Origin of the sequence: Bradyrhizobium tunisiense, assembly GCF_042263385.1 — a bacterium.
GTDB lineage: Bacteria > Pseudomonadota > Alphaproteobacteria > Rhizobiales > Xanthobacteraceae > Bradyrhizobium > Bradyrhizobium tunisiense.
Window position 1 is genome coordinate 44,933 of record NZ_JBHLEV010000008.1, and the last position, 19,986, is coordinate 64,918.

Genomic DNA, 19,986 nt, shown 5'->3' on the forward strand with positions numbered 1-19,986 from the left:
CTAGGCCTTCGCCGGCACCGGCGTGATCGGTGCCATCGCGACATTCGCCGCGAGGGCTCGCTGAAATGCATCCCGTTTCCTGATGCGCTCGAGATAGGGCTGAGCGTTGTCGCAAATGGGCACGCCATAAACGATGGCCCACTCAAGGCAGGTCGTGAGCAGGATGTCTGCGCTGGTAAACCGGTCGCCCATCAGAAATTGCCGGCCGTCCGAGAACGCGACCTCGACATGGCGCAACTGCTGGCGGAAATACTCGCCGGCTTGGGCAACGACCTCGGGCGCGACGCCGTAGATCGGGCCGAGCGCGTCGGCACGATGGCGGCGCATCACGTAAAGGCTGGTGGAATCCAGCTCCGCGACGATAAAGAAGCACCATTCCAGCCACGCTGCATATTCGCGGGGGGCTTCCGGAATCAGCGAGCGTTCCGTCGTGGAATACATTCGCGACAAATAAGCAACGATCGCCGCGCTCTCGCCGATGCAGAAGTCGCCGTCCTGAAGCAGCGGGATCTTCTGGCGCGGATTGAGCTTCGAGTATTCTGCGGTCTTGGTCTCGCCGGTTCGCGGCCCAATGGGCTTTGTCTCGTAGACCAGACCCAGCTCGTGCATGGCCCAATGCGGACGAATGGTGCGGCTTGTTCCAACGCCCCATAGTGTCAGGTTTGGCGTCGCGCTCATGCTACCACTTCTCCACGGCGGGGCGGAGATCGAGTTCGTGGGTCCAGCCATCTCTGCTTTGCTGGTGAGTGAACCAATAGGCTTCGGCAATGGAGGAGGTCTTGGTCAGACTATCCGGCGGAATGTCGCTTGCTTCGATCCCCTTCGCTGCCTTCATGCGCTGGTGAATCGCCTCGCTGTCCACGCCAGCGTCGATCAGGAGGTGGACGACGTGAATGTTCTTCGGTCCAAGCTCGCGCGCCATCGCCTGGGCAACTGCTCGAAGTCCGAACTTCGCCGACGAGAACGCGGCAAATCCCTTGCCGCCACGCACACTGGCCGTCGCTCCGGTGAAGAAAATGGTGCCGCGTCCGCGCGGCAGCATCACGCGCGCAGCCTCGCGTCCGACCAGGAAGCCGCCGTAGCAGGCGAGTTCCCAGGCTTTGAAGAACAGCTTCTCCGTGGTGTCGAGCAGGGGCTTGTTGACGTTGGAGCCGGCATTGTAGAGGCAGACCTCGACAGGCCCGAGCTCTTTCTCGACCCGCGCGAATATGCCTTGGACGTCCGCTTCCTGGCGGGCATCGACGCTGAAGGCGTGAATGTCATGCCCGAGAGCCCTCAGCTCCGCCACGAGCCCCTGCGATTTGGACGCGTCACGCCTGCAGATGCAAACCGTATAGCCGCCCTTGGCAAAACGCCGGGCGACCGCAGCGCCAATGGCATCGCCTGCGCCCACAAGCATCGCTACACCGCGGCTCGTTGCCATTTTCGTTCCTCCTTAAGTTCTTATTTGATACGTTATGCACACTAGCTGCCGAATGACGCGCTGTAAACGACGGCCGCTCTTGCGATCGTCGTAGCTTCGCTCTTTTGTATGAGAAGAGGCAGACGGGTTGCCCAGACGATCCCGGGAAAGACGACGACATATCGATTGACGAGTTCTAAAAAAGAACTATATTCCGACGCCAGATGCCGGGTCGCAAAAGCCGGCATGGGTTCGATCGGGAGGTCAGTCGTGGTGGAGCTGTCAGAGGCGATCGGTCTCGACGAGATTGCTGTCGGCTTGCCGAGCCGCATCCATGAAGTCACGGCAAGCCAGGTTGCCAGAGCGCCCAGCCGGATTGCGCTGGTCGAAGACGGGGCTTCCTGGACTTACGGGGACCTGGAGCAGCGCGTTGACGGGATCGCCACCGTACTCTCGTCCCTGGGGATCAGAGCCGGCGATCGGATGATCCTCGTCAGCGAAAACTGTATTGCGCTTGCCGCTTTGCTGTTGGCGTCGAGCCGGCTCGACGCCTGGGCGATTGTCGCCAACCCGCGCTTGTCGGCGCGCGAACTGGACCAGATCCGCGACCACAGCGGCGCCCGCCGGATGTTTTTCACGTCGGGCATTTCGAAGGAGGCCGCTGCTCACGCCTCCCGCCATGGCGCCGAGAACCGGCGAATTGGCGCACTTGCAGACATTGGTGTCGGTCCGCTCAACGAAAGCGCGACCGTCGAGCCGGTGCAGGCCAATCCCGCAAAACAGGTCGCGGTGCTGATCTACACCTCGGGCACGACGGGGACTCCCAAGGGGGTGATGCTCTCGCACGACAACCTGCTGATCAGTGCGAAAACCACCGCATATTTCCGCAGGATGACCGAGGACGACAAGATCTATCTGGTGTTGCCGATCTCGCATATCGTCGGCATCTCGCTCCTGATCATGACGCTGATGGTCGGCGGCACGGTGCGGATGGTCAGCAAGTACGATCCGGCAACGACCGCAAAGGCGATCGCGGAGGAGGGTGTCACCATCCTCAATGGCGTGCCTGCCACCTATCAGCGCCTGCTGGAGTACAAGACCGTATCAGGCGTGGAGCAGCTCGCCCGAGGCTCGTTGCGCCTGATTGCCGTCGCCGGCGCGCCGCTGGATTTGAATCTGAAGTTGCGTGTGGAAAGGGAGTTCGGGCTTTCGTTGCTCAACGGCTACGGGATCACCGAATGCTCGCCGGGAATATCAGGCGTCCGTTTCGACAGGCCGCGCTCGGATCAGGCGGTTGGTACGCTGTTGCCGGGTGTGGAGGCGCGGGTGCGAACCCTGGAAGGGTTTCCGACGGCCGCAGGTGAAGTCGGCGAGTTGCATGTTCGCGGGCGCAACGTGATGCTGGGGTACTATCGTGCCCCCGAGCTTACCGCGAAGGTGATTGATAGCGAGGGTTGGTTCAATACCGGCGATCTCGCGCGTTTCGACGGCGATTGTCTGTACATCGTGGGCCGCTCCAAGGAAATGATCATCCGATCCGGGTTCAACGTCTATCCCGCGGAGGTCGAAGCGGTCCTCAATTCACACAAGGACGTCGTGCAATCGGCTGTGGTCGGTCGTGCCGCGGACGGCAACGAGGAGATCGTCGCCTTCGTGCAATTGCTGCCGAGATCGCGCACGACGCCCGAGACTCTGAAGAGTTTCGCCCGATCCCAGCTGACGTCCTACAAACGGCCGTCCGAAATCATCGTACTTGATGCCTTGCCGGCGACCTCGACCGGCAAGATACTCAAGCACAAGCTGGCGGAGTCCTTGCGCGAAGGTGGCGCAGTCCCTCCGGTGCAGTCCGAACTCCGCCGGCAACATATCTAACCTTACCGGGAGGCATCCTTGCAAAAGAGAAACGCAACCGTGGCCGTGATCGGCGCCGGAGACTATATCGGCGGCGAGATCGCCAAGAAGTTCGCTTCAGAGGGCTTCACCGTGTTCGCCGGGCGCCGCAATGGCGCCAAGCTCGAGCCCCTGGTCAAGGAGATCGAGGCGGCAGGCGGCGAAATCCACGCGCGCTCTCTCGATGCGCGCAAGGAAGAGGAGATCATCTCCTTTCTCGGCGACGCGGACAAGCACGCGCCGCTCGAGGTTTGTATCTTCAACATCGGCGCCAACGTCAATTTTCCGATCCTGGATACGACCGAACGCGTGTTCCGCAAGGTCTGGGAGATGGCCTGCTATTCCGGCTTTCTCGCCGGCCGTGAGGCCGCCCGCCTGATGCTGCCCCGCGGCAAGGGCAATATCTTCTTCACCGGTGCGACCGCGAGCCTTCGCGGCCGAAGCGGCTACGCAGCCTTCGCCAGCGCGAAGTTCGGCCTGCGGGCCGTGGCGCAGGCGACCGCGCGCGAACTGGGTCCAAAGAACATCCACGTGGCCCATCTCATCATCGATTCCGGAGTTGATACCGAATGGGTCCGCCAGCGGCGGATCGAGGCGCTCGGTCCCAATGCGCTGGATGACCCCAATCTTTTGATGCCGCCCTCGTCGGTCGCTGAGTCCTATTGGCTGCTCTATCAGCAGCCCAGAAGCGCCTGGACTTTCGAGCTCGAGATTCGCCCCTTCGGCGAGAAGTGGTAGCGGGAGCCGCTTGCGGTGTGATGGAGCTCGACTGGCGAGCGATCGCCGACTATCGGCGACCTCGGGAAAGGGACCTTATGGATCCGTCAGACTTCCACTATTACGAGCCATCGAAGGGCCACGGGCTCCGGCATAATCCGTTCAACGCGATTGTCGCGCCGCGTCCGATCGGCTGGATCTCGTCGCGTAATGCGGCTGGTCAACTCAACCTCGCGCCGTACAGCTTCTTCAACGCGTTCCTCTACGATCCTCCGATCATCGGATTCTCCTCGATTTCGTGGAAGGACACGGTCAAGAACGTCAGCGAGACCCGCGAGTTCGTCTGGAATCTGGTCACCATGGATCTCGGCGAACGCATGAACGTGACAGCGGCACCGCTCGATCACGGCGTGAGCGAGTTCGAAGCAGCCGGACTGACGCCGATACCCGGGCGCCATGTTGACGTGCCGCGAGTGGGCGAGAGCAGGGCCGCCATGGAATGTAAGGTCGTCGAGGTCTCCCAACTGGCCAACGCACGCGGTGAAAAGGTCGAAGGTTGGTTCGTGCTTGGCGAGGTTGTCGCGGTCTACATCGACAAATCCTTGATCGAGGACGGCGTCTACAACACGGCACTTGCGCGTCCGATATTGCGTGCCGGCCGGGGTGGAGATTACCTCGAGGTCAGGACCGAAAACATGTTCGAGATGAAGCGCCCGCCGGGTAGCAGCAAGCCGGAATTCCACGGCACCTGATGCCGTGCCGGGAGCGCGTGTGGCTTCACAAGCTGATCAAGATCCGGGGCCCCCCGCGTACAGGCCAAGGGCCAGCAGGGAAAACCCGCTCAGCACGACGCCCAGCGCCAGCATCGCTTCATGCGACACCGTGGCAGCAAGCCACACGCCGATCGCGGCGGTCATCATCTGCCAGAAGCCCAGCAGCGCCGAGGCCGCGCCGGCCTTGTTGCCGAATGGCGAGAGAGCGCGTGCGGTGGCCAGTGGGCTGACAATCCCCATGCCGAGGAGATAGACGCTCATCGCGCCCAGGAACGGCAAGAAAGTCGGGTTGACCACCGAGATGAGCAGAACCGCAAGGCTGCTGGCCGCTGTCGCCAACAATGCTGCCCGGATCGGGCTATCGAGCCCGTAGCGTGGCGCCAATCTCGTCGCCAGCATGCCAGCCGCGAATACGATAAAGACGGTGCCGGCGAAGAAGAGGCCGAGCTGGATCGGCGTGAAGTGCAGTGCTTCGATGAACAAGCGCGGTGCGGCCGAAAACATCGAGAACAAGCCGCCTATGATGAGGCTCGAGGTGGCCGCGGGGACAGCGAAGCGACGGTCGCCGATGAGGCCGGCATAGGTCCTGCCGATGACAATCGGATTGAACGGCGTTCGGATCGAATGGTGGGTTTCGCCGAGAACGATGCTGTAGGCGACGGCGCCGACTGCGGCAAAGGCCGCGACCAGCGCGAATTCGGCGCGCCATCCGAAGCTGTGGTCGAGTGCGCCGCCCAGCAGCGGCGAGAACCCGGGGGCGGCGGACATAACGATCATGATGAGCGCCATTGCGCGTGCCAGAGCCGCGCCGCTGAACATGTCGCGGGCGATGGCGCGAGACAGCACCGACGTCGCGCAAGCACCTGTCGCCTGCACGACGCGGCCGGCGAGGAGATTAGGCAGATCGGTTGCCAGACCGCACCAAGCGCTGCCGGCGAAGAACACGGCAAATCCGATCAGCACCGGCCAACGTCTTCCGTAGCGATCCGAGAGCGGTCCGACCAGGAGCTGGCCCACCCCGAACACGGCAAGAAAGACCGTGATGGCGGACGTGACCGCCGCAGTCGTGACGTTCAATGAGATCGCAATCTGCGGCAGCGACGGCAGCAGAATGTTGGTCGCCAGCGTGCCCATCGCGGCCAGGACGGAAAGGACCGCGATCGGCAGGGCGCCGGAGCTGGGAATGTCCCGCGGCCTGTTCCTGATCTGGACGGGCATGAAACTTTGCACTGATAAAGGAGAGTTGGTTGCGAGGCGACGAGTGACGCGGTTCGCGCCGCTCGCCGAGTCGCTTCTTGTCCGGTCAGCCGGTGTCAGCGGACGACGCGCTCGATCGCTATGGCAGTGGCTTCGCCGCCGCCGATGCAGAGCGAGGCGACGCCGCGCTTGAGGTTCTGAGCCTCGAGCGCGTGCAGCAGTGTCACGATCAGCCGCGCGCCGGTGGCGCCGATGGGATGACCCAGCGCGCAGGCGCCGCCGTTGACGTTCAGCTTCTCTCTGGGGATGCCGAGGTCCTTCTGCGCCGCCATCGCCACGACGGCAAAGGCCTCGTTGATCTCAAACAGATCGACGTCGCCAACGCTCCAGCCGACCTTGTCCAGCAGCTTACGAATAGCCGGGATCGGGGCCGTGGTGAACCATTGTGGCTCCTGGCTGTGGGTGGCATGGCCCTTGATCTCGGCGAGCACCGGGAGGCCGTCACGATCGGCCAGCGAGCGCTTCGCCAGGATGAGCGCCGCAGCGCCGTCAGCATTGGCGGAGGACGCGGCGGGCGTGATGGTGCCGTTGGCGCGGAACGCGGCCTTCAGCCCGGGGATTTTGGCAGGATCGACCTTGAGCGGATGCTCGTCATTGGAGATGATCCGAGGTCCGGCCTTCTCGGTCAACGTGATCGGAACGATCTCAGCCTTGAACGCGCCGCCTTCAACCGCCTTGCGGGCGCGGGTCAGGGTCTCGATCGCATAATCGTCCTGATCCTTGCGGGTGAATTGATAGGCCTCCGCCGTGGCTTCGCCGAAGTCGCCCATCGAGCGCCCGGTCTCGTAGGCGTCTTCCAGTCCATCCATCAACATGTGGTCGATGATCCGATCGTGGCCGGCGCGATAGCCGCCACGCGCCTTGGCCAGCAAATACGGCGCATTGCTCATGCTCTCCATGCCGCCGGACAGAACGATCTCGGCGGAGCCGGCATTGATGATGTCGTGAGCGAGCATGGTGGCCTTCATGCCGGAACCGCAGACCTTGTTGACGGTGGTGGCGCCGGTGGCATCCGGCAATTTGGCGCCACGAGCGGCCTGGCGCGCCGGCGCCTGGCCTTGTCCGGCCGGCAGCACGTTGCCCATGAACACCTCGTCGATCCGCTCGGGCGCCAGCTTGGCCCGTTCCAGAGCAGCCCCGATCACATGAGAGCCGAGCCTGTGTGCGCTAAGCGGCGAGAGCTCGCCCATGAAGCGGCCGAGTGGCGTACGGGCGGCGGAAAGGATGACGACGGGATCGGAAGCGGCCATGGCCAATTTCTCCTGTTGATCGCTGTTGTTATATGACGATAGTCATATAAGATAGTGGGCATTGCAATGAAATGTTGCCGTGGTCTGAAATAGCGCGGTTCCAGAATTGCAGGGAGGGAATGGGAACGGCTCGTGCGGCCGGTCACCCATGAGCTTGCAGGGAGGGTCGATGCGTTACGTCGAAGACCACAGGCGCCAGACCCACAGCCGGATCGTCGAAAATGCCTCTTACGGCTTGCGTCAAAACGGCGCCGAAGGGCTTAGCGTTGTCGAGTTGATGAAGCTCGCGGGTCTGACGCACGGCGGGTTCTATAACCATTTCGATTCGCGTGCCGCGCTTGTCGGCGAGGCCATCGCCTTTGCCATGGACCAAATGGTCGAACGGTGGAAGAAGCTGGCGAACGGGAAGGGCGACGAGGATCGGTTCGAGGCGTTGATCGCCGATTATCTCAGCCCTCGGCATCGCGACAATCCAAGACACGGTTGCGCGCTTCCGGCCCTGGCCGCCGATGTCGCGCGATCGAGTGCCGGCGAGCGGCGGGCCTTAGCTTCCAAACTGGAAGATATGATCGACGTCTTTGTCGAGCTGCTTCCCGATGAGACGCCCCAACAGGCTCGCCAAATCGCGACGGGCGCCATTGCGGCCATGGTTGGATCGATCGTGCTGTCGCGTGCTGTCGGTGCCGGGAAGCTCTCCGATAGCATCCTCGATGCCGGACGCATGACCGCAGACCGCCGGAGACAGAAGCCCCGGCGCAGAACAAAAAAGGCAATACGCGATAAATAGGGAGGCGCCCATGATGGCCGGTAAGTGGCTCAAGACGGCCTGCAACCTGTGTTACGTCAATTGCGGTATCGAGGTCTTGGTAGATGACGGCCGCCTCGAGAAAGTGCGGGGCGACCGTTCAAACCCGAAGTCGCAGGGCTATCTGTGCAACAAGGCGACCCGTATTCCCTATTATGCGCATCACAGGGATCGGCTCACGACTCCGCTGCGTCGCCGGGCCGATGGCGGCTTTGACGAGATCGAATGGGACGTGGCGATCGCAGAAATCGCGCAGCGGCTGCGGGACATCTGCGACAGGTTTGGCGGCAAGAGCATTGCCCTTTATGGCGGCGGTGGGCAGGGCAACCACGCTGGCGGCGCCTACGCCAGCGGCTTGTTGCGTGCGCTGGGCTCGCGCAGCGTCTTCAACGCCCTTTCGCAGGAGAAGACCGGCGATTTCTGGGTCAACGGCCACATGTTCGGCAGCCAGACCTGCCACACGACAGAAGACGTTCATCATTGCGATCTCCTGCTCGTCATCGGTGCAAATCCCTGGATCGCGCACGGCTTCCCCAATGCGCGCGACCATCTCAATCAGATCCGCAAGGATCCCGCACGCAAGCTGATCGTCATCGACCCCAGGCGAACCGAAACCGCCGAAATGGCGGATCTGCATCTTGCGGTTCGTCCCGGCGCCGATGCGTTTCTCCTTGGCGCGCTGCTGGCCACGCTCGTCCGCTCCGACCGGATCGATCACGCGTTCATCGAGAAGCACACGATCGGATTCGCGGAAGTGAGGCAGGCGCTATTGAACATCCCGGTTCAGGAATGGGCGGCCGCCGCCGACGTTTCCATCGCGGAGCTGGAGCGTTGCGCCGCCATGATTGCGGCGGCGAAGGCCATGGTGGTTCGGGTCGAGCTCGGCATCCAGCAGGGCATCAACTCGACTCTCAACTCCTATCTTGAAAAGCTCCTGATCATGCTTTCCGGCAATTTCGGCCGCGAAGGTACCAACCAATTGCATAGCTGGCTTCAACCGCTATGGGCAAACTCTCCGAACCAGACATTCGCGCCGACCGGCGACGCGATCATTGGGGGCTTATTGCCGCCCAACATTTTCCCCGAAGCGGTGCTCAAGGATCATCCAGAGCGGTTGCGTTGCGCCTGGATCGATAGCTCCAATCCCGCCAACACCGCCGCGAATACCCTGGCGGTGGAACGCGCGTTGCAATCGTTAGAGCTATGCGTTGTGGTCGACGTTGCGATGACCGAAACCGCACGGCTCGCGCATTACGTTCTCCCGGCGTCCACACAATACGAGAAGACCGAATTTACTCTCTTCAACTTCGAATTTCCGACGAACTATTTTCATGTCCGTGCCGGCGTCTTGCCGCCGCTCGCCGGCACCTTGCCGGAACCCGAGATCTACACGCGGCTTGCCATCGCCCTGGGGCTTCTGCCGGGTGACAATGTGCTCGCGCCGCTACGGGAAATCGCACGGCGCTCGCGACCTGAATTCGCCGCGGCCTTTCGTGCTTTCATTGCGGAAAACCCTGCAGCAGTGCCTGCCCTGGTGCTCTATCATACGCTGGGGCAGACGCTTCCGGACGGTACTGCGGCCGCGGCGCCGATGTGGAGCGCAGCGCTGGCTTGCGCGAAGCGATCCCCGCAAGCGGTGCGGCGGGCGATCGGCGCCTCCGACGAGGTGACGGACCAGCAGCTCGGAGATCTCCTGTTCGACACCATCGTGGCCGCCCGGCAGGGCACTGCGGTGACCCGGCACGAATATGACGAGGTCTGGTCATTGATCAGCCATTCGGATCGCAAGGTTCGGCTGGTCGTCCCGCAGATGCTGGAATGGTTGGCGCGTCTCGATCCGCAAGCTGCAGGCGCGCCAAAAGCGTTTCCGTTCATACTGGCGGCTGGCGGCCGACGCATGTTCAACGCCAACCAGATCTTTCGCGATCCGGCCTGGCGTCGCGAGGATCCGGACGGCGCCCTGTTGATCAATTCGAGCGATCTGCGCGAGTTGGGTGCGAAGGATGGCGACTGGATCGCCGTCGAGTCGGCCGTCGGGCGGCTCGTCGTCCGCTGCAAGATCGACGACGCCATGCGGAATGGCCAGCTGGCGCTGCCGCACGGCTACGGCCAGGCTTATCCCTCGCCGGACGGTGAACGCCTGATCAACGGACCGCGCATCAATCTGCTCACCGAGAGCGGCAACCGCGATCCCATTGCGGGCACGCCCTACCACAAGAACGTCGCGGTTCGCCTGACTCTGGTGTCCGCACACGAGGCTGCGGCCTATCAGTCGCAGTCCGAGCGAATTCATGAGAGAGCGGCGGGACAATAGCTCGAAGGGAGCGTCAAATGACCGAGAAACCAATCGCGATCGTGACTGGAGTGGGGCCGGGCACGGGCGCGGCCATCGTCAAGCGCTTCTCTGCTGGCGGGTTTCGTATCATCGCGCTTGCCCGCTCAGCGGAGCTCATCAATCGGCTTGCGCAAGAGCTTCCGGACGTGCACGCGGTGACTTGCGACGTCTCGGACGAGGGCCAGGTGCGGACCGTGGTCGCCGACGTAAAGCGACGCTTTGGCGCGGCCGAAGTTCTCATCCACAACGCGGTCGGTGGGGGCTGGGGGAGTTTTCGCGAGATCGATCCGAAGATGCTGAAGGGCAACTTCGAGGTCAACGTGATGGGCCTGTTGTACCTGTCGCGGGAACTGGCGCCCGACATGATCGATCGGGGCAAGGGCGCAATCCTGGTGACTGGCAACACGTCGTCGATCCGAGGCAAGGCCAATTTCGCCGGCTTCGCGCCGACGAAGGCGGCGCAGCGCATTCTGGCCGAGTCGATCGCACGTGACGTCGGGCCTCTCGGCGTCCACGTCTCCTATGTTCTCATTGACGCCGTGATCGACACGCCCCGGATGCGCGCGCGGATGAGTGACAGACCGGACGATTTCTTCATCAAGCCTGCCGCGATCGCCGACGAACTGTACCATCTCTACGGTCAGGATCGATCGGCCTGGTCATTCCTGACGGAACTGCGGCCATTCAACGAAACGTGGTGATGCTCGGCCGACGAGAAAGACGGTCACAATCGCTAACGCGCTTGCTCATTTTGAGAGGTCGCGCAGAGACTTGAAGGGTCAGAAACCATGACTGATGGGCCAATCTCAGTTGATACCGGAACGGACGAGCTGCTGTGTGTTATTCGGGATCGCGTCGCCGTGATCACCTTGAATCGGCCGGAGGCCCGGAATTCGCTGTCCGACCATCTCACGCCGGCATTGCGCCGGATGATCAAGCAGAATGGAGACGATCCCGAAGTCGGAGCTCTGCTGATTACCGGCGCCGGTACCGCTTTCTGCTCGGGCGGCGACGTCAAGGGGATGGGCAGCAACTCTGCCGCGCCGGCGATGTCATTCAGCGACAAGGTTGCGCGATTGAGGGAACGTCAGCGCACCTTGACCGGCGTACTCGTTTCGGTGCGCAAACCCACCATTGCGGCCCTGCCGGGTCCGGCGGCCGGCGCCGGACTTGCGATCGCGCTCGCCTGCGACATTCGTATTGCAGCCGAATCCGCCATCATGACGACTGGCTACGCCAGGATTGCGCTTACCGGCGATTACGGCATTTCGTGGCTCTTGACCCGGCTGGCCGGAACGTCGCGTGCCCGCGAACTGATGTTTCTGTCTGAACGGATCAGTGCACGGCGCTGCGAAGCATTGGGGCTGGTCAATCGCGTGGTACCTGAGTCCGAACTGCAAAGCGAAGCATTCGAAATGGCGAGAGCATTGGCGAATGGTCCGGCGAGCGCCTATGCCTCCATGAAGGATAATCTCGACCTTGCGCTGTCGGCCGACTTCTTGACGTCACTGGATCAGGAGGCCGAGAGGATGGTCCTCGCGGCGGGCACTGCGCAGCACACCGAAGCCGTCCGGGCATTCATCGAGAAACGTCCGCCGTCCTACAGGTGAAACTCTCTCAGGTTTATTGCTTCGAAGTCTATGTTGCCGCGCTCGGGATCGCACAAGCTGAAGATGCCAAGCGAATTGCTCATTCGACTGCGGCGACACGAATGGAACGCGTTCCGATCGGAGCGCCGGTCGCGCGGTCGATGGTGAGGGGATCAATCTCCGTTCCGTTCTCGGCATCGAAGAACCGGGTCACCTTGCCGCCGCCGCGATGCTTGCGTCCCCACGCGCCAATCGCAAACAGGACGGGCAAGAAGTCGCGTCCGGCTTCCGTCAGCACATATTCGTCCCGTGGCGGACGGTCTGAATAACGGCGTTTCTCCAACAACCCTTCGTCAACCAGCGTTGAAAGCCGCCCCGTTAGCATCGTCGGCGCGATACCGAGACTCTTGCGAAAATCGTCGAAGCGGGTCAGCCCCGCATGGGCATCGCGCATGATCAGCATGCTCCATGCGTCCCCGACCAGCGCCAGGCTCCGGGCGATCAGGCAAGGTTGGGACGAAAGTTTCTTCATGTAAGTCTCATTTTGGTAGTGACTTGATACTAAATTGATAGTAACAGATCGATCGTCGGTGTTCCACAGCAAATTGAGAAAACGGACCCGAGCAAACAGGGCGGCGCTGATCCCGGGGTGCTTCCGCCAGCATTGGGCTGGCGTCGGGGCCAGCGCTGCGGCGCGATCAACACGTGCACTTCGGTGCGCATAGGAAGAGCGTGCCCCCCGGTCAATGTCCCTCCGACTTTGGGATTCCGGTGTCAGCCGAACGATGGAGTAAGCGATGTTAGATCATGTCAGCCACGCCGGATCGGTCGTGCGCTATGTCGATGCCCCGAATCTTTCGATCCGTGCTGGGGGAATGATCTTTGCCTATCGCGATATCGGTCCGCGTACTGGCGTGCCATTGGTTCTTCTCAACCATTGGGGTGCGGTTCTCGACAATTTCGATCCAGCGATCGTCGATGGGCTCGCCACCAGGCATCGCGTCATCGCGATCGACTACCGCGGTATCGGCGCTTCAAGCGGGAAAGCGCCTGTTACGGTCGGCGAAATGGCGCAAGATACGATGGCTTTGATCGCCGCGCTGAGCTTTGAAAAAGTCGACCTACTCGGCTTTTCCCTCGGCGGTTTCGTGGCGCAAGATATCGCGCTGAAGTCCCCGGGTCTCGTGCGAAAGCTGATCCTGACCGGCACGGGCCCGGCAGGCGGCAAAGGTATCGAGAAGGTTGGGCCGGTGTCATGGCCGCTGATGATCAAGGGCTTGCTGACACTGCGAGACCCGAAATTCTACCTGTTCTTCACCTCCACCGCCAATGGTCGCCGGGCCGCAAAGGCCTTTCTGGGAAGGCTAAAGGAGCGGAAGGCAGATCGGGACAAAGGGAGCCACGCCAGGGGCCTTGTTGCGGCAACTCAAGGCGATCAAGAACTGGGGCCAGCAGGCGCCTCAGGATCTCGGCAGCCTTCGCATCCCGGTCCTGATCGCGAATGGCGATAACGACATCATGGTGCCGAGCGCAAACAGCACCGACATGGCACGGCGGATCCCGGGCGCACAACTGGTCATCTACGAAGATGCCGGGCATGGCGGGATTTTCCAGTACCACGCCGATTTCGTGCCGAAGGCGCTGTCCTTCCTCGACGCCTGACCCCGCAACGAAGCTTCAAATTGGAGATGAGATCATGAAGGCATTCGTTGTCGACAAGTACCAGAAGAAAGGCGCTCTGCGCCTGGCAACGATGCCAGAACCGGAGGTGCGGGACGATGATATCCTGGTTCGGGTTCATGCAACGGCCGTAAACCTTCTGGACTCCAAGGTCAGGGATGGAGAATTCAAACTCATACTGCCGTATCGTCCGCCTTTCATTCTGGGCCACGATGTTGCCGGGACAGTCATCAGGGTCGGCCGCAATGTCAGGCGGTTCAAGGTCGGCGACGAGGTCTATGCACGGCCGCGCGATCATCGGGTCGGAACATTCGCCGAATTCATTGCGATCGATGAAGCGGATGTGGCGCTACGGCCTAAGAATATCAGCATGGAAGAGGCCGCCTCCATCCCGCTGGTGGGGCTGACCGCCTGGCAGGCGCTGGTCGAGGTGGGGCAGCTGAAACCGGGCCAGAAGGTCTTCATCCAGGCCGGCTCCGGCGGGGTGGGGACTTTCGCGATCCAGCTCGCCAAGCATCTCGGTGCGATCGTCGCGACGACGACGAGCGCGAAGAATGCCGAGCTGGTCAAGAGTCTCGGTGCGGACCTCGTCATTGATTACAAGACCCAGGATTTCGAGAAGGTTCTGTCGGACTACGATCTGGTCCTGCACAGCCAGGACGCCGAGGCGCTTGGAAAATCCCTGCGCGTGCTCAAGCCGGGTGGCCTGCTCATTTCGATCACCGGGCCGCCCGACCCCGAATTCGCCAAGCGGCAGGGCATGAACCTGTTCCTGAGGCTGGTGATGCGCCTGCTGAGCCGTGGTGCGCGGAAGAAAGCCAGGAGCCTTGGTGTGCACTTCTCATTCCTGTTCATGCGCGCGCAGGGGCAGCAGCTGAGCGAAATCACGTCCTTGATCGAATCCGGGGTGATCCGCCCGGTCGTGGACAAGGTTTTCCCGTTTGAAAAGACCGGTGATGCGCTGGCTTATGTCGAGACCGGGCGTGCGAAGGGCAAGGTCGCGATTGCGGTGAGGCAATAGGCCCTGCCCACGTGGCGACGCCACGACTTAAAGCCAACTGGAGGAAGCAACATGACTCAGTCCACTCCGAACACCCAAACTTCCGCACCCGAGGTCGCACTCATTGTCGGCGGCGGCCCCGGCATCAGTTCGAGTTGCGCCAGGCTGTTCGCGGACAATGGGATGCGTGTCGCCGTCGCAGCCCGGAATCCGGAAAAAGCGGTTCTTCAGTCCCTCGAAAAGTCGCATGGCGTGCGTCGATACGCCTGCGATGCAAGCGAACCGGCAGCTGTGGCACGGCTGTTCGAGAATGTCGTTCACGAGATCGGGACGCCAAGGCTTGTCGTGCATAACATCGATGGCCGGGTTCCCGGCATCTTCCGCAAGAACGTGATCGAGGCCGATCCGGTCATGGCGCTCGAGACACTTCGAAACGCGGCGTTCTCAGCGTTCCTGGTGGGACAACAGGCCGCTCGGCTCATGCTCGGAAACGAGCCTGACGCCAATGGGGCGAGAGGAACGATCATCTTCACGAACGCCAGCGCGGCGCTCAAAGGCTTTCCGTCGAGTGGTCCGTTTGCAATGGCATGTCATGCCAAGTCCGGACTTGCGCAAAGCATGGCAAGGGAACTGATGCCGCAGGGAATCCACGTGGCAAATGTGCCGATCGACGCTGCGATCGGCTGGACCCAGGAGGACGGGACCCGCGCGCACCGGCTGGCGGGAACGACCGTCGACGACAACATGGCCGACCCCGCCCATATCGCGAAAACCTATCTGCAGCTGCACCGTCAGCATCGGTCGACCTGGGCCTTCGAAGTCGTGCTCCGGCCGTGGGTCGAGAAATGGTGACTGGCGCCAACTTCGGTGCGAAGTTCAGGTAGGGCCTGATCGCGCTTTCCCGCTGCCAGCTTCAAACAGTCGTCGCGCGATAGCTCATGTCGCAGCGGTATGGCGCCACGCTTATTGCGAGCGCCGCGCTTCCTCGAGCCAGCCTTGTCTTGCTGGTTCTACGAACGCTCGCGCCGAGGCACCAAATTCTAAATCAGAATTTCATGCCTGTAGCAGAATTTCGCCTGTTATAGCTCATTCGGCGTCCGCTCGGCTTGACAGTTCTATTTTAGAACGATTTACTCCACCGGCCAACAGAAGAATGCGGACCGCCCTCGGTTGAAGGGGGCCGCGCAACGCTGCCGAAAACAAGGCACGAGGGAGGATGGCATGAGGAGCGTGGACGATCTCACCGCAGCCGAACTGCTGGACGGCCTGCCGTCCCGAGTGCACGAGGTCTACGCGCCGTTTGTGCGGGATATTCCGGATCATCCGGCCTTCGTGGAAGGCGGGCGGTCCTGGAGCTACCGGCAGTTCTCGGACGCAGTCGACGCTGCAGCAAAGGACCTCGCTGGTTTGGGCATCAGGCCCGGTGATCGCGTGATGATCGCCAGCGAGAACAGCGTGGCCCTGGGAGCGATGCTGTTCGCGGCGAGCAAGCTCGATGCCTGGGGTATTCCGGTCAATCCCCGTCTTTCGCCCCGAGAGATCGACCTGATCGGAACGCACAGCGGCGCCAGACGCGTGCTATTCAACGCGGCGCTGTCGAAGGAAGCCGCCGATCACGCCAGCCGCGTCGGCGCAAAAATCGATGCGGTCGGGCCGTTTGGTGGAATCGGTATCGGTCCGCTCAATGCGGATGCGCAAGCGGAGCCCGTCGAGAAGGATGGCGCGCGCCAGGTCGCGGGCCTTCTGTACACGTCGGGCACGACGGGTGCACCGAAGGGCGTCATGCTGAGCCACCGCAACCTCCTCTTCACCGCGAGGACGTCGGGAATCCTCCGCCAGAACACTCCGGACGACCGCATCTATGGCGTGCTGCCGATGTCGCACATCGTCGGATACGCGATCCTGCTGATCTCGACCCTGATGCACGGCAGCACGCTGCATGTCGTGGCCAAGGCCGATCCCGCTGCGCTGGCTCGTGCCATCGCCGAGGAGGGGATCACGAGCCTGTTCGGTGTTCCCGCGACATATCAACGAATGCTCGAACACAAGGCGGTCAAGGGCATCCAGCGGCTCGAACGGGGCAGGCTGCGGATCATGGCCGTTGCCGGCGCTCCGCTCGATCTCGATCTGAAGAAGCGAATCGAGGACGAGTTTGGAATCCCGCTGCTGAACAACTACGGCATAACGGAATGCTCGCCAGGTCTGTCGGGCGTCCGTTCGGAACAGCCTGTTTCGGATGAGTCGGTCGGACCGTTTCTTCCCGGCATCGAGCACCGGATCGTGGACGGGCAAGGAAAGAGGGTGGCGACCGGCGAGGTGGGCGAACTGCACGTTCGAGGTCCGAACATCATGCTCGGCTACTATCGCGCGCCCGACCTGACGGCGGCGGCGATCGATGACCTGGGATGGTTCAACACAGGGGATCTCGCCCGCGTCAACGACAAGGGGCATCTCTACATCGCCGGCCGCACCAAAGAGCTGATCATCCGCTCCGGCTTCAACGTCTATCCCGCCGAGGTCGAGGCGGTCCTGAACGCGCACGAGCAGGTCGTTCAGTCGGCCGTCGTCGGACGGAAGGCCGATGGCAACGAGGAGGTCGTCGCGTTCGTGCAGCTTCTTCCCGGTGCCAGCATCAGTGCTGAAGACCTCAAGACGTACACGGCTCAATTGCTCACGTCCTACAAGCGTCCGACCGAATTGATCGTGCTCGACGCTCTGCCCTCGGCCTCCACCGGCAAGATCCTGAAGCACAAGTTACGGGAGATGGCGGACGCGCGCGTGAGCCCAGGGAGGTCCAACGCGGCCGCGGGCTGAGGGGCGCCCGGAATCGAATTCCGCCAAGCAAGAATGTGAGCGACGGATCTGTCGCCGAAGGGAGCTGACAATGTTGAGAAATATCATGATTGGTGCCGCGCTCGCGGCATCGGTAGCCGGCGCGCATGCGCAGACGCCGGGCGTCACCGAATCCGAGGTGAAGATTGGGGCGACTTTCCCGTTCAGCGGGCCCGCTTCGCCGCTGAGCAACACCGGCAAGGGCATGATCGCCTACGTCAATTCGATCAACGATCGTGGCGGCATCAACGGACGGAAGATCAACCTCGTCACCTACGACGATGCCTACAGTCCTCCCAAGACGGTGGAGCAGACCAGGAAACTTGTCGAAAGCGACGAGGTGGCGTTCCTGTTCGGTCCGCTGGGTACGCCCGGCATCGCCGCCACCATCAAATACGTCAACGCGAAGAAGGTGCCGCATCTGTTTGTCGTGAGCGGAGTCACCAAATTCACGAACTTCGCTGAATTCCCCATGACCACGACGGGATTGCCGAGCTACGACACCGAGGGACGAATCTACGCGAAATACATCACCCAGACCCGGCCGGACGCGAAGATTGCCATCCTGTATCAGAACGACGATCTGGGTAAGGACTTCGTCAATGCATTCAAAGGCTATTTGAAGGACGATTTCGACAAGAAGGTCGTCGCCTCGTCCTACGAAGTGACCGAGCCGACCATTGATTCCCACGTCGTTTCGCTGAAATCGTCCGGCGCAGAGGCCTTCTTGGTGGCCGGCACGCCCAAATTCGCAGCGCAGGCCATCAAGAAAGCCGATGAGATCGCTTGGAAGCCGCTGTTCCTGATCAATTTCGTTTCGAGCTCGGTGTCGTCGACCATCGTCCCGGCGGGCCCGGAAAAGGCGGTGGGCATCGTCGCTGCGACCATCACCAAGGATCCGAATGACAAGAAATGGGCCGACGATCCCGGCATCAAATGGTACCGCGAGTTCTTTGCCAAATACCTCCCAGGCGCGGATATCGGAGACAACAATTATCTGTTCGGCACCCAGCAGGGGCAGCTCCTTGAGCAAGTGCTCAAGCAATGCGGCAACGATCTCTCGCGCGAGAACATCGTCAAGCAATCGAGGAACATACGCGGGCTGTCCCTTCCCACTGTCATACCGGGTGTCGTCATCAATACGGGCCCGGAAAGCAGCATGGCCTACACGCAGCTGCAACTGCAGCGCTGGAATGGGACCACGTGGGACCAATTTGGTAGCGTACTCAGCGCCGACGGAAAGTGAGTTGCGCCTCCTGAACATGCCGCGCGGGTGATTTGAGCCAGCAACACGACCAACTTACTCATGGAGCACGGATGTCCATTGACGTTCTTTTCCGGCCTTTCAAGCTGAAAGGGCTGAGCCTGCCAAACCGGGTCGTGATGGCGCCGATGACGCGATCATTCTCTCCGGGCGGCATTCCGACCGAAGACGTCGCGCAATATTACCGCCGCCGTGCCGAAGGAGCGGTTGGGTTCATCATCTCGGAGGGGACGGGCGTGGACCGTCCGGCATCCCTGAACGATCCGAATGTTCCCCGCTTTCACGGCGAAAAGGAGCTGGCCGGGTGGCGCCGCGTGGTGGACGAGGTGCATGCCGCGGCCGGCCTGATGGCACCGCAGCTTTGGCATGTCGGAGCCGTTCGCACCCGCGCCAAGGATTGGTCTCCTCCGGGGGCTTATGACAGCCCGTCGGGTCTGTCGCGACCGGAGAAGAAGTTCGGCGAGCCGATGAGCGAAGAGGACGTCGCTGATGCCATTCGCGCATTCGCCGACGCGGCACTTGCCGCGAAGCGCCTGGGCTTCGACGCCGTCGAGCTGCACGGTGCGCACGGCTATCTGATCGATCAGTTCTTCTGGGACGGGACCAATCGCCGCGAGGACGCCTATGGCGGCAAGGACCTGCCGGGCCGGGCCCGGTTTGCCGCTGACATCGTTCACGCGGTGCGCAAGTCGGTCGGACCGGACTTTCCGATCTTGCTCCGCATCAGCCAGTGGAAGCAGCAGGACTATGAAGTGAAGCTGGCCGAGACGCCTCGCGCGTTGGAAGCCTGGCTCAAACCTCTGGTCGACGCCGGCGTAGACGTTCTGCATTGCTCGCAGCGGCGGTTCTGGGAGCCGGAGTTTGACGGCTCCGATCTGAATTTCGCCGGTTGGGCGAAGAAGGTGACGGGGGTGCCGACGATCTCGGTCGGGTCGGTCGGCTTGACCGGCGAGTTCATCGCCGCATACGGCGGGGAGAGCTCCCGTCCGGCGTCCCTCGACGAGCTGATCCGCCGCCTCGATCGCGAGGAATTCGATCTTGTCGCGGTGGGGCGCGCGCTGCTTCAGGATCCGCAATGGCTCCTGAAGATACGCGAGGGCCGGACGGAAGAACTGATGGCCTTCGAACGGACGGCGTTCGCTGCGCTGAGCTAGGCGGAGCAATGAAGGATCGGACGCGGGTGCTACCGGGC

Annotated in this window: 17 protein-coding genes and 1 pseudogene; 13 read left to right on the plus strand and 5 right to left on the minus strand. The window is 62.1% G+C overall.

Annotation, left to right across the window (positions count from 1 at the left end):
- On the minus strand, nt 1–678 hold the full coding sequence (locus ACFDR6_RS28060; RefSeq protein WP_212092283.1) for a glutathione S-transferase family protein: 678 nt from the start codon (nt 676–678) through the stop codon (nt 1–3).
- 1 nt (nt 679) lies between these two features.
- Nucleotides 680–1,423, minus strand: coding sequence for an SDR family NAD(P)-dependent oxidoreductase (locus ACFDR6_RS28065; protein WP_375860266.1), 744 nt, complete (start codon nt 1,421–1,423; stop codon nt 680–682).
- 249 nt (nt 1,424–1,672) lie between these two features.
- Here ACFDR6_RS28065 and ACFDR6_RS28070 point away from each other — a divergent pair, with 249 nt between their 5' ends.
- The 3 genes from ACFDR6_RS28070 to ACFDR6_RS28080 all read left to right on the plus strand — a co-directional run bounded on the left by ACFDR6_RS28070 (nt 1,673) and on the right by ACFDR6_RS28080 (nt 4,761).
- Nucleotides 1,673–3,274: a class I adenylate-forming enzyme family protein gene (locus ACFDR6_RS28070; RefSeq protein ID WP_212092281.1), complete on the plus strand. Its 1,602-nt coding sequence runs from the start codon at nt 1,673–1,675 to the stop codon at nt 3,272–3,274.
- Nucleotides 3,275–3,292: 18 nt separating this feature from the next.
- Complete coding sequence (locus ACFDR6_RS28075) at nt 3,293–4,030, plus strand: SDR family oxidoreductase (protein WP_375860267.1); 738 nt, start codon at nt 3,293–3,295, stop codon at nt 4,028–4,030.
- Nucleotides 4,031–4,107: 77 nt separating this feature from the next.
- On the plus strand, nt 4,108–4,761 hold the full coding sequence (locus ACFDR6_RS28080; protein ID WP_212092327.1) for a flavin reductase family protein: 654 nt from the start codon (nt 4,108–4,110) through the stop codon (nt 4,759–4,761).
- Between the two features lie 36 nt (nt 4,762–4,797).
- On the opposite strand, the gene ACFDR6_RS28085 is transcribed toward ACFDR6_RS28080, so the two are convergent.
- Together ACFDR6_RS28085 and ACFDR6_RS28090 are read right to left on the minus strand one after the other, a co-directional pair.
- On the minus strand, nt 4,798–6,000 hold the full coding sequence (locus ACFDR6_RS28085) for a multidrug effflux MFS transporter (protein WP_375860268.1): 1,203 nt from the start codon (nt 5,998–6,000) through the stop codon (nt 4,798–4,800).
- A 95-nt stretch (nt 6,001–6,095) separates the two neighbouring features.
- On the minus strand, nt 6,096–7,289 hold the full coding sequence (locus tag ACFDR6_RS28090) for an acetyl-CoA C-acyltransferase (protein ID WP_317243549.1): 1,194 nt from the start codon (nt 7,287–7,289) through the stop codon (nt 6,096–6,098).
- A gap of 169 nt (nt 7,290–7,458) precedes the next feature.
- Between ACFDR6_RS28090 and ACFDR6_RS28095 the strand changes: the two genes are divergently transcribed.
- The 4 genes from ACFDR6_RS28095 to ACFDR6_RS28110 all read left to right on the plus strand — a co-directional run bounded on the left by ACFDR6_RS28095 (nt 7,459) and on the right by ACFDR6_RS28110 (nt 12,039).
- The gene (locus tag ACFDR6_RS28095; RefSeq protein ID WP_212092277.1) at nt 7,459–8,076 is read left to right on the plus strand and encodes a TetR/AcrR family transcriptional regulator; all 618 of its coding nucleotides are present in this window, start codon (nt 7,459–7,461) and stop codon (nt 8,074–8,076) included.
- Nucleotides 8,077–8,086: 10 nt separating this feature from the next.
- Nucleotides 8,087–10,408, plus strand: coding sequence for a molybdopterin-dependent oxidoreductase (locus tag ACFDR6_RS28100; protein ID WP_317243550.1), 2,322 nt, complete (start codon nt 8,087–8,089; stop codon nt 10,406–10,408).
- Nucleotides 10,409–10,425: 17 nt separating this feature from the next.
- Entirely contained in the window at nt 10,426–11,130 is a 705-nt protein-coding gene (locus tag ACFDR6_RS28105) for an SDR family NAD(P)-dependent oxidoreductase (protein ID WP_317243551.1), read from the plus strand.
- Nucleotides 11,131–11,217: 87 nt separating this feature from the next.
- On the plus strand, nt 11,218–12,039 hold the full coding sequence (locus ACFDR6_RS28110) for an enoyl-CoA hydratase-related protein (protein WP_317243552.1): 822 nt from the start codon (nt 11,218–11,220) through the stop codon (nt 12,037–12,039).
- 79 nt (nt 12,040–12,118) lie between these two features.
- On the opposite strand, the gene ACFDR6_RS28115 is transcribed toward ACFDR6_RS28110, so the two are convergent.
- Nucleotides 12,119–12,550, minus strand: a complete 432-nt coding sequence (locus ACFDR6_RS28115; RefSeq protein ID WP_212092326.1) for a winged helix-turn-helix transcriptional regulator — start codon at nt 12,548–12,550, stop codon at nt 12,119–12,121.
- 343 nt (nt 12,551–12,893) lie between these two features.
- Here ACFDR6_RS28115 and ACFDR6_RS28120 point away from each other — a divergent pair.
- From ACFDR6_RS28120 to ACFDR6_RS28145, 6 genes and pseudogenes are all read left to right on the plus strand, one after another.
- Nucleotides 12,894–13,680: pseudogene (locus ACFDR6_RS28120) on the plus strand (alpha/beta fold hydrolase).
- Nucleotides 13,681–13,714: 34 nt separating this feature from the next.
- The gene (locus ACFDR6_RS28125) at nt 13,715–14,719 is read left to right on the plus strand and encodes an NADP-dependent oxidoreductase (protein WP_375860269.1); all 1,005 of its coding nucleotides are present in this window, start codon (nt 13,715–13,717) and stop codon (nt 14,717–14,719) included.
- Nucleotides 14,720–14,770: 51 nt separating this feature from the next.
- Nucleotides 14,771–15,550 carry an SDR family oxidoreductase gene (locus tag ACFDR6_RS28130; RefSeq protein ID WP_317243554.1) on the plus strand — a complete coding sequence of 260 codons (780 nt, stop codon included), beginning with the start codon at nt 14,771–14,773 and terminating at the stop codon, nt 15,548–15,550.
- A 369-nt stretch (nt 15,551–15,919) separates the two neighbouring features.
- Nucleotides 15,920–17,512, plus strand: coding sequence for a class I adenylate-forming enzyme family protein (locus ACFDR6_RS28135; protein ID WP_375860270.1), 1,593 nt, complete (start codon nt 15,920–15,922; stop codon nt 17,510–17,512).
- A 70-nt stretch (nt 17,513–17,582) separates the two neighbouring features.
- Nucleotides 17,583–18,776: an ABC transporter substrate-binding protein gene (locus ACFDR6_RS28140; protein WP_375848758.1), complete on the plus strand. Its 1,194-nt coding sequence runs from the start codon at nt 17,583–17,585 to the stop codon at nt 18,774–18,776.
- 71 nt (nt 18,777–18,847) lie between these two features.
- Entirely contained in the window at nt 18,848–19,948 is a 1,101-nt protein-coding gene (locus ACFDR6_RS28145) for an NADH:flavin oxidoreductase (RefSeq protein ID WP_375860399.1), read from the plus strand.
- Nucleotides 19,949–19,986: the final 38 nt, after the last annotated feature.